We start from the raw sequence: 15791 nt of genomic DNA on the forward strand, positions 1-15791 counted from the left end.
TACTGCCCCATAGAATAGGCAAGCAATTCAGATCAAAGAAAAAGGCCCGCAACAGAAATGCTGCGGGCCTTTGAAAAGATTTGTTGGATCAAGCCTTAGCTTGCAGCAGTTGCCGGTGTCGGGCCGTTCTTTTTGCCCTGCCACCAGTTAAGCGCAAGCACCAGCAACAGAACCACGGTACCGGCAATCTCGGCGGTGATGTCTGGATAGAAGACACCAATTGTTGCTGGGACAATCAGGATACGCGAAACGATATCCATCGGCGCGAACAGGAATCCTTCAAGGGCCGCAGCAAACGCCACAAGACAGAGGATCGCGGTAAAGCCGGTCCACAGAACGATCTGGATTGAACCACCTTCGATGATTTCGGGATTGAACACCATGAAGGCCGGGATCAGATAGAGACCCTTGGCAAATTTCCAGGCCTGAATACTGGTTTCCATGGGGCTGGCATTGGCAATCGCCGCCCCGGCAAACCCGGCCAAGGCAATAGGCGGTGTGACATTACTATCCTGCGAGTACCAGAACACAACCAGATGGGCGATCAGAAGCGGAATGCCGAACTCGTTCGACAGCGCCGGGCCAACCAGCACGATCAGAACGATATAGGATGCCGTTACCGGCAGGCCCATACCGAGGATCAGGCTTGCGATCAGCACCAGAATAAGTGCCAGAACAATGTTGCCGCCCGAGAATGCGATCATCATCGACGAGAATTTCAGGCCCAGACCGGTCACGCCAACGACGCCAACAATGATACCGGCAACCGCACAGGCCATCGAAACGGCAACGGCGTTTTTGGCACCAAGTTCAAGGGCGGCAATCGTGATCGCGATGCCCTTTTTGATTGCTTGTATCAGGCCATCATGTGTCGGTTTTTCACCATTCTGCGGTGCGACGATAAAGAACCACAAAGCATATCGGAGTGCGGCCACAGCCATCACAGACAGGATTGCCCAGAAGCCAACGCGCATCGGCGAGATATTGAGCACAAGCAGATAAATCAGGATGCCAAGCGGCAGGATGAACTGCCAGCCTTCCTTGAGAACCTGACGCCAATCCGGCAGTTCCGAGACCGGCATGCCGCGCATGCCCTGTTTCAGTGCAACGATATGCACAAACAGGTAGACAGTGCCGAGATACAGGATCGCTGGGAAGATCGACACCATGACAATGTCGAGATACGGCACCTGGGTATATTCGGAAATCAGGAACGCACCAGCACCCATCAGCGGCGGGGTGATCTGACCGCCGGTCGAGGCAGCTGCCTCAACACCGCCAGCCTGTGCCGGGCGATAGCCCAGTTTCTTCATCAGCGGAATGGTGAAGGCACCTGTGGTCACGACGTTTGCAATGGCCGAACCACTGATCGATCCCATACCGGCAGATGCCAGAACAGCAGCCTTGGCCGGGCCACCGGGTTTTTTGCCCGTTGCGGCATAGGCCATGTCGATGAAGAACTTGCCTGCACCGGTGACTTCAAGGAAGGCACCAAACAGAACGAACATGAAGATGTAGGTCGCAGCAACACCCATCGGCAGGCCATATATGCCTTCCTGGCCAAGGTAAAGTTGCCCGACCAGTCGATCAACGCTGTTGCCGCGATGAGACAGAATGCCAGGAAGCCATTCGCCAATCCATGGCAGAGCGCCGCGCGGACCGGACAAGGCATAAAGAATAGCAATGATGCCAATCACGGTCATGCCAAGGCCAACTGCACGGCGGCTGGCCTCCAGCACGGTAACGGTCGCGATGATGCCGATGATCAGATCCGCGTCGCTCCAGAAACCGGCACGGTTGATGATCTCGTCGAGATAGAAGGAAAGATAGAAACCTGTGGTAAAGGCGCCGGCCAAAAAGCCGATATCAATCAGCCAGCCAAGGGGGCCACGCTTCTTGTTGCTGCCAAATACCGGGAACATCAGGAAGGCCAGGACCATCACAAAGGCAAGATGGATACTGCGCTGATAGAACAGTCCAAGCGGTTCGATCCCCGCGCCATACATCTGGAAGAGCGATAGTGCGACTGCAACAATCGATATCGCCCACACAACCATTTTCGGCTGTGGCAATCTGTCCGCCATGGACGGAATCGGTGCCGGTTCAGACATGAAACTTATTCCCCGGTATCAAGGCGGATGGTGACACGTGTGTGTTCAGCCATCTTTGAAAGGTTTATTTCGTCACTGTCGGTGACGATACGGTGATTGACCGCAAGGCTTCCGACGCGCAGGACATAGGCATTGCCGCGCACGGGCTCATCAATATCTTCGATCCAGTATCCGCCGCCTTCTGCGCTGGTTAAAATTCCCCGGCCCGGATAATGGCCAAGGCCTGCGGCAAAGTCGGGCTGATACGCACGATGGAGAACCATCTTGCCCAGATCGTCTACATAGCAATCGATCACGCCATCGCCGGTAACTGAATGGTTCCAGTAAAGACACCAGCCTGTCTGGCGTGGGACTTCGGTTCGGGCCAGAAGCGTCCCGTCAGCGCCAATCACCTCAAGATGATCAACAACAGTTCCGGGTTTCGTTTCCATCTGGCTGGCGGGACCAGCACAGGCCGTAACCGAGAGAAGAAGGGCGGCCAATAAAGGCCGCCCAAGCTTTGATAAAATCATTTGACCAGTTTCGGCGGGATCGGGAAACCGGTTTCTTCGTAGTAACGAAGCGCACCCGGATGCATCGGAATCGGGGTGGAGTTCAGCGCGAAGTCAACGGTGGTGTCGTTGGCTGCCGGGTGGATGGCGATCAGCTCGTCGACCTTTTCAAACAGGGTCTTGGTGATCTGATAAGCCAGTTCCTCGTCCATTTCTTCGTTCACGAACAGAACGTTCGGGGTCGAAATGGTGTTTACCGGTGCTTCAACGCCTTCATAGATGCCTTTACGCAGGGCATACGGTGCGAAGGTCGGCTCAGCATCAAGAGCAGCAAGGATTTCCTCGTCGGTCAGCGCGATCAGCTTGATGTCGCGGGTGGTTGCGAGGTTGAGGATCGAGCTGGTGGGCGGGCCAACGCTCCAGAAGCCGGCATCGATGTCGCCATCGCGGAGCGCATCTGCGGTTTCGTTGAAGTTCAGGCGCTGTTCTTCGATGTCATCATAGGTGATGCCATTTGCAGCAAGCAGGGTCTGAGCGGAAACTTCGGTACCCGAACCCGGTGCACCAACAGAAACGCGCTTGCCTTTAAGGTCGGCAAGGCCGTTGATGCCGCTGTCGGCCATGGTGACGATCTGAACGGCGTTCGGATAGATCGAAGCCAGTGCACGAACGTTATCAAGGGTACGGCCTTCGAATTTACCGGTGCCGGTGTAACCAGCATAAACGGTATCAGCCAGACCGATTGCAATGTCACTTTCACCACGAGCGATCAGGCCCATGTTTTCGACAGATGCGCCGGTAACTTCAGCAACGGCGCTGGAGCCATCGATGTATTTCGTGATCAGTTCCGCAAGGCCACCGCCATACGGATAATAAGTGCCACCGGTACCGCCGGTCGCAATTGAAAGCTGCTGTGCCGACGCAGGTGCGGCGGTCAGCATCATGGCTGCGGCTGCTGCACAAAGCAGAGTACGTAGCTTCATGGTAGTCCTCCCTAGGGTTAACATTCGGTACGTCCAGATAGTCAAAGATCGTTCAAGAAATTGGATCTTCACGTTCTTTATCGGCCAATAAACATGGCCTGTTATTCTTGGATTTCATACGTGGCACCGTCTGTTTGCTGACATGATCGCACGCGGCGTGGCAGCTTTCGGCACCTGTCAGGCGCATTGCAAACGGGCAATGCTCAGCCGACAGATCGATGAAATCTTATGGGAAAGATGATTTTCAAAACAGCCCTTTTGCACAGTCCGAATTGGACAGGCTGTTATTCTTCCTCCCGATATTTTTTAGCATTTTATCATTTTGGGATTTTGAATTGCAATGAGTATGCCAAAGCTAAAATAAAAATAGTCCTTTAAAATCATATATTTATTTGGCCGCAATTCGTTAAATCGGCATAATCTTGCCGATTTGCCAATTTTCGTCGGCGGAATCTTGCCGATTGCGCGCGAATTGCTGCAGGTGCGTCATGGGCATTAAGGGAAATTGACGCACCACTGGCGTCAGAAGGCCGAATCAGATTTGAATTCGGGCTGTCAGACTGACTTGCCGCGCCGGATGTTCAACTTTTTCATTTTCTCGTTCAGCGTCCTGCGCGGGATATCAAGTTCTTCCATCACCGATTTGACATTGCCGTCATGACGATCAAGCGCATCGCGGATGATGCGTTCTTCGAAATCGCGCAACTGATCGGCCAAGGCAAGATCATTGCTGGCCGATCCGGTTGTGTCAAAACCACCCTTAAACAGGCGTTTGAACCGTTCCTCGGGACTTCCGACCAACAGAACATAGCGTTCGGCCATGTTTTTAAGTTCGCGCACATTGCCCGACCATTCATGGGACTTGAGTTGCCCGGTCAGGGCGGGTGTTACGCGTTCATAGGGGCGTTCAAACCGCTCGGCCGCACGTTCGGCAAAGATATCAAACAGCAATGCCACATCTTCCTTGCGATCGCGCAAGGGCGCGATGGCAAGTTCGAATGTGTTGATACGAAACAGAAGGTCTTCGCGGAAATTGCGCGCGGCGACCGCCTCGGTCAGGTCTTCGTTGCTGGCACAGATCAGGCGGAAATCGACCTTTACCGGGGCGTTGGAACCAACCCGGACAACTTCGCGCTGTTCAATCACACGCAGCAATTTGGCCTGCAGTGCAAGCGGCATGCTTGAGATCTCATCAAGGAAAAGCGTTCCGCCAATCGCATGTTCGATCCAGCCGATGCGTTGAACAACAGCACCGGTGAATGATCCCTTTTCATGCCCAAATAGCTCGCTTTCGGCGGTGTTTTCCGGGATGGCGGCACAGTTTACCGCAACGAATTTCTCGTCACGCCGGTCGCTTAGATCATGGATGGCGCGCGCCACCAGTTCCTTGCCCGTCCCGGTTTCGCCAGAAATCAAAACCGGGACTTCGGTTGGGGCGATATTGGCGATTTCGTCCTTCAGTGCACGCATCGGCGGGCTGTTGCCGATCAGGCGGCTATCAAGGCTGCCGCGATTACTGATCTGGCGGCGCAGATTGCGGTTTTCGATGACAAGGCGGCGCTTTTCAATCGCACGTTCGAGGCTTTCGACAATGTCCTTTGGCTCGAACGGTTTTTCAACGAAATCATAGGCGCCGCTTTTCATGGCTTCGACTGCCATCGGCACATCGCCATGTCCGGTCATGAGAATGACGGGGATATCGGGATCGGCCGACAGGATCGATCGGGTAAAGGTGATACCATCAAGCTTGGGCATCTTAACGTCGGTCAGGATCACACCGGTAAAGCTTGGATTGATGTCGCGAAGTGCTTCGCGGGCATCTTCATAGACCGTGACATCAAAGTCCGACAGTTCCAGCCATTGCGACAGCGCCATGCGCATCGCTTCGTCATCATCAACAATGACGATATGCGGTTTAAGGTCGGGCTCGTTGGTCTGGTGGGTCGATGTCACGGTTAGGCGTCCTTTAACAACGGCAGACGAACTTCAAAACAGGCACCACCTGTTTCGGTGTTATAGGCTTTTATGCTGCCACCGAAGTCGCGCACAATGCCATAAGTCACCGAAAGACCCAACCCGACACCCTGACCCGGATCCTTGGTGGTAAAGAATGGATCAAACAAAAGGGCGAGGGTTTCGTCATTCATGCCAGGTCCCGTGTCGGTGATATACATGATCACGTCATCCTGTTTCGATGACAGGTCGATGCGGATGCGTTTGACCGAACTGTTTTCCATTGCATCAAGCGCGTTGCGGATGATGTTGACGCAAATCTGTTCAATCCGAACCAGATCGGCATGGACGATCAGCGGATCGGCGGGTTCATGACGTTCAAGCGTGCAGTCTTCTTGTTGAAGCTGCGGGCTTAGCAATTGAAGGGCGTTATCAAGGGCGATCTTCAGATCAACTGGTTCAAGTACGCCGGTCGATTTGCGCGAGAAGGTCTTAAGCTGCCCGGTGATTGCGCCCATGCGTTCGGTCAGCGATGAAATCTGGCCGATATTTTGTTCAAGCTGTTCGGTCTTGCCGCGTTCGAGCATCAGTTTCGCACTGGCGCAGAATGTTCTGATCGCGGTAATCGGCTGATTGATTTCATGGGCGATGGCGGCTGACATCTGACCAAGGGCGGCAAGTTTTCCGGCCTGTACCAGTTCGTTTTGCGTGCCGCGCAATTCGTCTTCGGTTTTGCGGCGTTCGGTGATTTCCTGTTCAAGGCGGGTATTAAGTGCCTGAATACGTTCGAGTTCACGCGCTTCGCGTTGGGACGCCAGTTTGAGCTCACGTTCGCGCAGGAACAGGATGACAAGAATGATCATGCCCCCGCCAATGATGGCAATCAGCATCACTGCACCCTGACGGTCCGTCACCTGATCCATAGAGGTCAGGTAAAATATGCGCCAGTCGCTGCCGCGGATCGGTTTGCTGTCAAACAGGAAGCGCTGTGCGTTGATCGTGGCGATACCTGATCCCTTGGCGAGCTGTTGGCCGACATTAAGAGATGTCAGTTCCTTGCCGGGATATTGGCGGTTCTGAACAATGCGGGCACGATCAAAATCAGACAGGGGCGAAAGGGTTCTGTATTTCCAGTCACCGCGACTGGTCAGCGTGATGACGCCATCAGAATCGATAACAAACACCGTCTCACCACCGTCCTGCCAGTTCTTTTCCAGCTCATCGAGTTCCAGTTTGACGACAACGACGCCAATGACTGCGCCACCGCGACGGATCGGGTTGGAAATGAAAAGCCCTGCGCGCCCGGTTGTGACACCGATGCCAAAAAAGAAGCCTTCTTCGCCTGATATGGATTGGCGGAAATAGGGGCGGAAACTGTAATCCTCGCCAACGAAGCTATCAGTTGTGTTCCAGTTACTCGACGCGACTGTGATCCCGGTGCGATCCAAAACATAAAGGGCAGCCGCACCCGAACGGTCATTGACCCGTTCAAGATAGACATTGGCGGTTTGCGGATCATCAACGCCCAGTATAGCGTCGATCACCTGATGATGGCGGGCAACGACATAAGGCAGATACCGATACCGGTCGACCGCGGCGCGGAGCGAGCTGTCATAAAGGGCCAGTCGCGCCTGTCCGGTATCCTGAAGTTCGCGGATGGTCAGATTTCCGGTCGAGCTGACAGCGCCCCAGATCACAATGGCTGCGATCAGGGTGCCTGCAAAGATCAGGCTGCCGCGGCTGAATTTGCTTAACCAGTAGAAAATCACGACCTCCGTCGGGCAGGGATCATTTTCAAATGCCCGGCGTTATGGGCAGATGGGCTTATGCCCAGGAATGGTGATTGTTATTTGTCGCGCGGGCGCAAAGTCAACATATACAGCAATTCCGGCATTCGTCAGGGTGCTGTATTCGACAAGCCTTAATTATGCCGCAAGTGGTTATTTTTTCGCCACATTGGGATGTAAAAGGTATAGTCACCAAACGAATGAGCAATTTGTATCTGTCCAGATGAAGAGGTCCAGGTGAGTAAGATCGCACTTGTTGATGACGACCGTAATATCCTGACGTCGGTTTCCATGGCGTTGGAAGAAGAAGGATATGAGGTCCTGACATATTCTGATGGTTCAGAGGCGCTTCACGCGATCACCAAAGAAGAGCCGGACCTTGCCGTTCTTGATATCAAGATGCCGCGCATGGACGGATTGGAACTTTTGACCCATCTGCGCAAGAAGACTGAAATGCCGGTCATCTTCCTGACATCCAAGGATGACGAGGTTGATGAGCTGACCGGTCTACGTCTTGGCGCGGATGACTATATCAAGAAACCGTTTTCCCAGCGTTTGCTGATTGAACGTATCCGTACCTTGCTGCGCCGGTCGGAAATCCTGCGCGCGGGCGGTGTGCGTCCGAACGGATCGGATGACGTTCTTCAGCGTGGTGATCTGGTTCTCGACCCGTCGCGTCATATGTGCAGCTGGAAAGGTCAGCATGTGAACCTGACCGTGACCGAGTTCCTGTTGATCCAGGCGCTGGCAAAGCATCCGGGCCACGTGAAAAACCGTGACCAGCTGATTGATGCGGCATATGGCGAACATATCTATGTCGATGACCGTACAATCGACAGCCATATCAAGCGTCTGCGCAAAAAGTTCCGCGAGACCGACAAGGAATTCAAGGAAATCGAAACCCTGTATGGTGTCGGATATCGCTATCGCAACTCTGCCACTGTGGCAGGTTGATCCTAAGGATTGTTATGTGCCGGAAATCGTGTGTTGCCATGCTTTCCGGCACAGTTTCTTTTGCAGGTCTGATGGTGCCAGACCAGTTTTGCAGGTTTGAATGAGCGATCTAAGTGCCGGCGAGCACGACCAGACAGCTGTCCAGTCCGAAACAAGGACAGCGCGAATAGAGGAACGTCACGGGCTCTTATCCCCACTGACCTGGCGCATTCTGGCTGTGAATGCGCTGGCTTTGTTCGTGCTGGTCGCAGGTATTTTGTATCTGGGCCGCTATAAGCAGGAACTCATTCATTCCGAGCTTGAAGCCATGGCCGTTCAGGCCGAAATGTATGCCGCCGCCCTTTCGACATCTGCGGTCAGCTCCGACGATGACGCCAGCAACCGGGTGAAGCTTGAAGTCGCGCGCGAAATGGTGCGCCGTCTTGTCGGCATCACAGGCGCACGCACACGGCTTTTTGCCACCAACGGCAAACTGATGGCCGATAGCCGCAATATCCAGTCCTTTGGCGCCGGGACCATTCAGGCCGAAGAACTTCCCGCACCCGGCGATGAAGATGCCTTTGCCGATATCATGCGCAAGCTGACCGACGGGGTCTTGACCCTGTTTGAAGGCGAACAGCCCCTGCCACTTTATGTCGACCCACCCGTGGCCAGTGCCGCCGATTACCCGGAAGTCCGAGCCGCACTCGCGGGTTATTCGCGCGGGGTGGTCCGTGTTGACAGTCAGGGGCGTCGTATTTTGTCGGTCTCGGTCCCGGTTGCACGGTTCAAGCAGGTTCTGGCATCGGTGATGCTGACCAAAAATGGTGATGCGATTGAAAATGCGCTTCATGCCGTGCGGCTTGATATCCTGAAAATCTTTGTCTTTGCCTTTGGCATTACGGTTCTTTTGTCGATCTATCTGGCTGGTGTGATCACCCGCCCGCTCAACCGTCTGGCCCGTGCGGCCGAGCGTGTCCGTCGCAGCAAAAACCGCCAATTCGCCATCCCTGATCTATCTGATCGCCGCGACGAAATTGGTGATCTGTCGACCACCTTACGCGATATGACCGAAACGCTTTGGGATCGAATGGATGCGATTGAACGATTTGCCGCCGATGTGGCGCACGAGATCAAAAACCCTCTGACATCGCTTCGATCCGCGGTGGAAACGGCGACCCGCCTTAAAGACCCTGAACGCCAACGCCGCCTGATGGAAATCATTGCCGAAGACGTTCAGCGACTGGATCGCCTGATCAGTGATATTTCCGATTATTCGCGTATGGATGCAGAACTTTCGCGTGCCGAAAGCGAGGAAGTTGATCTTGGCGTTCTGCTGCAAACATTGGGCGAGCTTTATAATGCCGACGTTGATGGCCCGCGCATTCGCGTGACTGTGCCCGAAGGATTGCTTGTCCCCGCCCTTGAAAGCCGTTTGACGCAGGTGTTTAGAAACCTGATTTCAAACGCGATTACATTCACACCTGAAGGCGGTGAAGTGCGCGTCAATGCATGGCGTGACAAGAACTGGGCTGCGATCACGATTGAAGATGACGGGCCAGGCATCCCGCCGGGCAAGGAAGAGGCGATCTTTAACCGCTTCTATACCGAGCGCCCCGCGACCGAGAAGTTTGGTCAGCATTCCGGTCTTGGTCTTTCGATTTCCAAGCGGATTATCTCGGCCCACAATGGTCAGCTTTCAGCACGGAATCGCGAGCTGAATGGCCAGATCAAGGGTGCTGTCTTTACCATTCGTCTGCCACTCGACTAGTTTTTGCGGCGCAAAACCGCCAATCTCTTATTCGTTAGACTAGGTTGCGGCGTTTGGTGTTTGACAGCGCAGTGATTGGCAAGCATCGTTTTTCCATTATGTCTCAACTTCACGCAAACTGTGTTCAGATCGGTGCCCATGGGGTGCTGCTTCGCGGACCATCCGGCTCAGGCAAATCCAGCCTTTCCTTGCGTCTGGTGCATGCCGGTGCGTTTCTGATTTCCGATGATCGTACAGACCTTGTTGCGCGCGACGGATGCCTTGTCGCCAGCGCACCCAAAACGATTGCCGGAATGTGCGAAGTGCGCGGCATCGGCATCGTGCGGGGCTTGGCAAGTCATTTAGAATGCAAGGTACGGGTTCTGATTGATCTCGAAGTCGACGAAAGTGTGATCGAGCGCATGCCAGAACAAGTATCTGAAGAGATTTGTGGTATCGCCATTCCACGATGGACATTATGTTCATCGGATCCGGCGATTGAGGCAAAGATATCCGTTGCCCTTGCGCTGGCGACCGGTGAAATGCGACTTAAATCCTAGGAATTGGTTTTGCAGAAAACTCCCGTCACATCGTCTGATGAACAGAGCAAGGCTCTTGGCGCTTTTGATGGCAAAAGCGGACTGGTGCTGGTGACCGGCGTTTCCGGCGCCGGGCGCACGACAACCTTGAAATTCTTGAAGATTTCGGCTTTGATGCGGTCGATAACCTGCCCCTTCGGATGCTTTCAGCCCTGGTGCCAAGCGATTGCCGCCCGGAACAACCCATTGCGATTGGCCTAGATATCCGTACCCGTGATTTTGGCGTGGATCAGTTTGTCGAAATTGTCGACCGGCTGCGTCATCAGACCGGCATGGATCCGTTGATGATCTATGTTGATGCGGATACGGCAGTTCTGCAGCGTCGCTTTACCGAAACGCGCCGTCCCCATCCGCTTAGCCATGATCGCCCGCTTGTGGATGCGATCGAGCATGAAAAACGCCTGATGGCGCCGATTGCGGCGACGGCGGACATGCGGATCGACACATCGCGCATGAAATCAGCAGAGCTTCGCAAGATCCTTCAGGACCAATTTGATATTGGCGAAACCGAAGGCATGGCGATCTTTGTCAAAAGCTTTTCGTTCCGACAGGGCGTCCCGGCAGAAGCCGATCTGGTTTTTGACGTTCGCTTTCTGCGCAACCCGCATTATGATCCCGAGCTTCGTCTGATGACCGGGCTTAATGCGGCTGTTGGGCGATACATAGAAGAAGACCCGGACTTCTCCGGGTTTGTGACCCGCCTAAAAGCAATGTTGGAGCCGATTTTGCCGCGCTATGCGCAAGAAGGTAAAAGCTATCTGACCATTGCGATTGGATGTACGGGTGGTCAACATCGTTCGGTTTATATCGCACGGATACTCAATGACTGGATTGCTGATCTGGGATATGACACACATCTCAGTCATCGTGACAAGCCGGACGAACCGACTTCGGGGGAGTGATAAAATGGAGAAAACTGCATGATCGGGATGGTGCTGGTCACCCATGGCGATCTCGCGAAAGAGTTCGTATCTGCCTTGCAGCATGTCGTAGGCGAGCAGGAAAATGTCGCTTCGGTCTGTATCGGACCCGATGACGACATGGAACAACGCCGCTCGGACATTCTTGCCAGCGTCGAAAAAGTCGACAGCGGCAAAGGTGTGGTATTGCTGACCGACATGTTCGGCGGGACGCCCTCCAATCTGGCGATTTCCATCATGGAACAGGCAAATGTTGAAGTTATCGCAGGGGTAAATTTACCTTTGTTGATCAAACTGGCATCTGTGCGCATCGATGGCACATTGGCTGAAACGGTCAATGCGGCCCAGGATGCAGGACGTAAATATATCAACGTTGCATCGCGGCTTCTCAGCGGCGAGGAATAAGTCTGCAACAATAAAAAGATGGCCGGATGCGCGGGGACGAAGCGTCCGGCTGGCGGGGACATAGATGGCGCAGAAGGAAAAACGCATTTTAACAATCAGTAACCAGCGCGGATTGCACGCGCGGGCGGCTGCAAAATTTGTTAAACTGGCGGGCGAATTTGAATCCAGCATCATGGTGCGCAATCGCGGGACCGAGGTATCTGGTGTGTCGATCATGGGGCTGATGATGCTTGCCGCATCAATTGGCACCGAGATCGAGGTTGAGGCAACCGGACCCGACGCCACCAAGGCAATTGATGCCCTAAATGAACTTGTCGATGCCAAGTTCGACGAAGAATAAGAACGTCTATCCAAACAAGACGTCTGACTTTCGGGAAAACAACAAGAACAGGTCCTGATCCCAGGTTTGCAAGTTCCGCCAAAAAACCAAACCGTAACCGATGAGCATGTAACAGGCGTCCGCCGGGTTATCACCGGGTTGGGCGCATCGGGCGGTATCGTGATCGGGCGGGCTTTTGTTCTGGATCGGCAATATATCCAGGTCAGCCGCAAACCCGTTGCCGAGGATGCGGTTCAGGCAGAATGCAAACGCCTGCATGGCGGCGTTGCCGAAAGCATCGATCAGCTCAAACGACTAAAATCTCAATCCAGCACAACCGAAAGTGCCGCGTCCGAGGAACTTGGCTTCCTGATGGATGCCTATATCCATATGCTGACGGAGTCACGCTTGGTGCGTGGGGCGGAAGAATTGATTGTCTCGCGCAAGCTCAATGCGGTGCATGCGGTCAGCGAAGTGATTGATGCCATCGCCAATCAGTTTTCGGGCATGGATGATCGCTATATCGCTGCACGTGCGACCGATATCCGCGAAGTCGGTCTTCGTCTGATGCGCTGCCTGATGGGGGAAACCGATCGGGCAGTGGATAAGGCGCCCAAGGGTGCGATCCTGATTGCCGAAGATGTCAGCCCGGCCGATATGGCGCGCTTCGCATCTGGCGAATTGGCCGCCTTCGTCACCGCACTTGGTGGGGCAGAAGGACACACCGCCATCATGGCAAGATCGCTTGGTATCCCCGCGGTACTGGGGGCGGCTGACATCATTCGCGGTGTTTCGGGTGGTGATCAGATCATTGTCGATGGTGGCCGGGGCGAAGTCATCCTGTCACCGACCGAAGATGATATTGAACATTACACACAACGCCGGGCTGATTGGCTGGCGGCGCGCGATAAACTGGCATCCCTTCGTGATGTGCCATCGGCCACGCGCGACGGTGTTGATATTGATCTTCATGCCAATATCGAACTGCCGATCGAACTCTCTGCCGCCCTTGAAAATGGTGCGACCGGGATCGGGCTTTTGCGCAGTGAATTCATGTTCATGAACAAGGATTACCTGCCAGACGAGGACGAGCAATATGAAGAGCTCGCCGATATCGTCAAACGCATGGATGGCAGGCCGGTCACGATCCGTACCCTTGATATTGGCGGTGAAAAGCTTGCGGTGGCCCTGCAAAATGAAATGGGCTCCGGGCCAAACCCGGCATTGGGATTGCGCGGCATTCGATTGTCGCTCCGCAAGCCCGAGCTGCTTGAAGCACAGTTTGCGGCGATCTTGCGCGCATCCTTGCATGGGCCGATCCGGGTTCTGATCCCGATGGTGGTGGGTGTGCATGAAATGACCCGGTCGCGCCAGATCTACGAAGCGGTGGCCAAACGCCTGCGCCGCGATGGCCATTCGATCCCGGAAACGCTGCCGCCCTTGGGTGCCATGATTGAAATTCCGGCGGCGGCCCTGGCGATTGATACGCTGGCGCGCGAATGTGATTTCTTTGCTATTGGCACCAACGATTTGACGCAATATACCCTGGCGATTGACCGTACCGATGATCAGGTCGCAGGGCTTTATGATCCGCTTCATCCTGCGGTACTGCGTCTGATCCGCGATGTGATCCGGGTGGCGGGCGAACGCGACATCCCGATCAGTGTCTGTGGCGAGATGGCCGGTGATCCGCGCTATGTGCCGCTTTTCATCGGCTTTGGCCTGCGCAATCTGTCGATGTCACCGGTTAATCTTCTGCTGGTTAAGCAACGGCTGCGGCGTCTTGATACTCGTAATTCCCAACATCAGGCCAACCGCGTGATGGAGCAATGGGATTCTGCGCGCATCGCCATGATGCTTGATGATTTCAACGATCTCGCCTGATCGGGCGACTTTTCACCCTTCACATGGATTTACAGCATCGTGCCGGTTTCGGCGTGATTTCAGGGCTTTGCAGCGCTGGAGAACCCATGGTGCTGTTTGGTCGTGAAAATTACACAAGAAAAGACTTGAAATCGATATAAAGAAATCTTTATATGTCTTCCATCGCGGTCAGGGATTGGGCCGCAACAGAATTTATCGGCGTATCGGCAGGGTCAAACCCGGGGCGGATGCGCCATTCCTGTTTGATTGGAGACGACATGTCGAACTTTACCGATTACAAGGTCGCTGACATTTCGCTGGCCGCTTGGGGCCGCAAGGAAATCGCGATTGCCGAAACCGAAATGCCGGGCCTGATGGCGCTGCGTGAAGAATATGGTGCGGCACAGCCGCTTGCTGGCGCACGCATCGTCGGTTGCCTGCACATGACCATTCAGACCGCAGTTCTGATCGAAACCCTGACTGCCCTTGGTGCAGAAGTTCGCTGGTCGTCTTGCAACATCTTCTCGACCCAGGATCAGGCTGCTGCGGCAATCGCTGCTGCTGAAATCCCGGTCTTCGCTTGGAAAGGCGAAACCGAGGAAGAATTCTGGTGGTGCATCGAGCAGACCATCTCTGGTCCGAACGGCTGGAAGCCGAACCTGATCCTTGATGATGGCGGCGACGTTACCCAGCTGATCCACGAAAAATACCCGGAACTTCTTGAAGACATCAAAGGTCTGTCGGAAGAAACCACCACCGGTGTTCACCGCCTTTATGAAATGGCGAAAAAAGGCACCCTTAAGGTTCCGGCAATCAACGTCAATGACTCGGTCACCAAGTCGAAATTCGACAACCTTTATGGCTGCCGTAAGTCCCTGGTCGATGGCATCAAGCGCGCAACCGACGTGATGGTTGCTGGTAAGATCGCTGTTGTTGCTGGCTTCGGTGACGTGGGCAAAGGCTCTGCTGCTTCGATGCGCAGCCAAGGTGCACGCGTTCTCGTAACCGAGATCGATCCGATCTGCGCATTGCAGGCCGCGATGGAAGGTTACGAAGTCACCACGATGGAAGACGCTGCTCCGGTTGGCGACATCTTCGTCACCACCACGGGTAACATCGACATCATCACGCTTGACCACATGCGTGCGATGAAAGACCGCGCAATTGTTTGCAACATCGGTCACTTCGAATTCCGAAATCCAGATCGGCTCGCTGCGTAACTACAAGTGGGACAACGTTAAGCCGCAGGTCGACGAAGTCGAATTCCCGGATGGCAAACGTCTGATCGTTCTGGCCGAAGGCCGTCTGGTCAACCTTGGTTGCGCAACCGGTCACCCGAGCTTCGTGATGTCGGCGTCCTTCACCAACCAGGTGCTGGCACAGATCGAACTGTGGAAGAACTTTGCGAACTACGAAAACAAGGTTTACGTCCTGCCGAAACACCTTGATGAAAAAGTTGCAGCTCTGCACCTCGATCGTCTTGGCGTTAAGCTGACCAAACTGTCGTCCGAACAGGCCGATTATATTGGTGTTCCGCAGGCTGGTCCGTTCAAGCCGGATCACTACCGCTACTAATTGGCTTTTGCCAATTACGGTCACTGGGGTTCTCTATATAGATAGAGGCCAATAGTGCCTAAAGATCTCAAAACAGCCCGAAGGGAGACCTTCGGGCTGTTT

Annotated in this window: 12 protein-coding genes and 1 pseudogene; 8 read left to right on the forward strand and 5 right to left on the reverse strand. The window is 54.3% G+C overall.

Features of this window, described 5'->3' with window-relative positions; genetic code table 11:
• Positions 1–95: 95 nt before the first annotated feature.
• The 5 genes from ACMZ66_RS03360 to ACMZ66_RS03380 all read right to left on the reverse strand — a co-directional run bounded on the left by ACMZ66_RS03360 (position 96) and on the right by ACMZ66_RS03380 (position 7307).
• On the reverse strand, positions 96–2111 hold the full coding sequence (locus ACMZ66_RS03360) for a TRAP transporter permease (RefSeq protein ID WP_416934410.1): 2016 nt from the start codon (positions 2109–2111) through the stop codon (positions 96–98).
• A 5-nt stretch (positions 2112–2116) separates the two neighbouring features.
• On the reverse strand, positions 2117–2593 hold the full coding sequence (locus ACMZ66_RS03365; protein WP_416934412.1) for a DUF1850 domain-containing protein: 477 nt from the start codon (positions 2591–2593) through the stop codon (positions 2117–2119).
• A 26-nt stretch (positions 2594–2619) separates the two neighbouring features.
• Positions 2620–3585: a TAXI family TRAP transporter solute-binding subunit gene (locus ACMZ66_RS03370; RefSeq protein WP_416934414.1), complete on the reverse strand. Its 966-nt coding sequence runs from the start codon at positions 3583–3585 to the stop codon at positions 2620–2622.
• 555 nt (positions 3586–4140) lie between these two features.
• Positions 4141–5538 (reverse strand): sigma-54-dependent transcriptional regulator, encoded by a 1398-nt coding sequence (locus ACMZ66_RS03375; RefSeq protein ID WP_416934416.1) that lies wholly within the window; start codon positions 5536–5538, stop codon positions 4141–4143.
• A gap of 2 nt (positions 5539–5540) precedes the next feature.
• Complete coding sequence (locus ACMZ66_RS03380) at positions 5541–7307, reverse strand: ATP-binding protein (protein WP_416934418.1); 1767 nt, start codon at positions 7305–7307, stop codon at positions 5541–5543.
• 255 nt (positions 7308–7562) lie between these two features.
• Here ACMZ66_RS03380 and ACMZ66_RS03385 point away from each other — a divergent pair, with 255 nt between their 5' ends.
• The 8 genes and pseudogenes from ACMZ66_RS03385 to ahcY all read left to right on the forward strand — a co-directional run bounded on the left by ACMZ66_RS03385 (position 7563) and on the right by ahcY (position 15689).
• Positions 7563–8279 carry a response regulator transcription factor gene (locus ACMZ66_RS03385; protein WP_416934420.1) on the forward strand — a complete coding sequence of 239 codons (717 nt, stop codon included), beginning with the start codon at positions 7563–7565 and terminating at the stop codon, positions 8277–8279.
• A gap of 100 nt (positions 8280–8379) precedes the next feature.
• On the forward strand, positions 8380–10029 hold the full coding sequence (locus ACMZ66_RS03390; RefSeq protein WP_416934422.1) for a stimulus-sensing domain-containing protein: 1650 nt from the start codon (positions 8380–8382) through the stop codon (positions 10027–10029).
• Positions 10030–10085: 56 nt separating this feature from the next.
• Positions 10086–10568, forward strand: coding sequence for an HPr kinase/phosphorylase (locus tag ACMZ66_RS03395; RefSeq protein ID WP_416934424.1), 483 nt, complete (start codon positions 10086–10088; stop codon positions 10566–10568).
• A gap of 179 nt (positions 10569–10747) precedes the next feature.
• A complete protein-coding gene (gene rapZ, locus ACMZ66_RS03400) occupies positions 10748–11509 on the forward strand; it encodes an RNase adapter RapZ (protein ID WP_416934426.1) in 762 nt (253 codons plus the stop codon).
• Positions 11510–11527: 18 nt separating this feature from the next.
• Positions 11528–11932: a PTS sugar transporter subunit IIA gene (locus ACMZ66_RS03405; protein WP_416934428.1), complete on the forward strand. Its 405-nt coding sequence runs from the start codon at positions 11528–11530 to the stop codon at positions 11930–11932.
• 64 nt (positions 11933–11996) lie between these two features.
• Positions 11997–12272, forward strand: coding sequence for an HPr family phosphocarrier protein (locus tag ACMZ66_RS03410; RefSeq protein ID WP_416934430.1), 276 nt, complete (start codon positions 11997–11999; stop codon positions 12270–12272).
• Between the two features lie 66 nt (positions 12273–12338).
• Complete coding sequence (ptsP, locus tag ACMZ66_RS03415; RefSeq protein WP_416934431.1) at positions 12339–14135, forward strand: phosphoenolpyruvate--protein phosphotransferase; 1797 nt, start codon at positions 12339–12341, stop codon at positions 14133–14135.
• A 257-nt stretch (positions 14136–14392) separates the two neighbouring features.
• Positions 14393–15689: pseudogene (gene ahcY / locus ACMZ66_RS03420) on the forward strand (adenosylhomocysteinase).
• The last annotated feature ends 102 nt before the right edge of the window (positions 15690–15791 follow it).

Origin of the sequence: Thalassospira sp. (genome assembly GCF_048059015.1) — a bacterium.
Lineage (GTDB): Bacteria > Pseudomonadota > Alphaproteobacteria > Rhodospirillales > Thalassospiraceae > Thalassospira.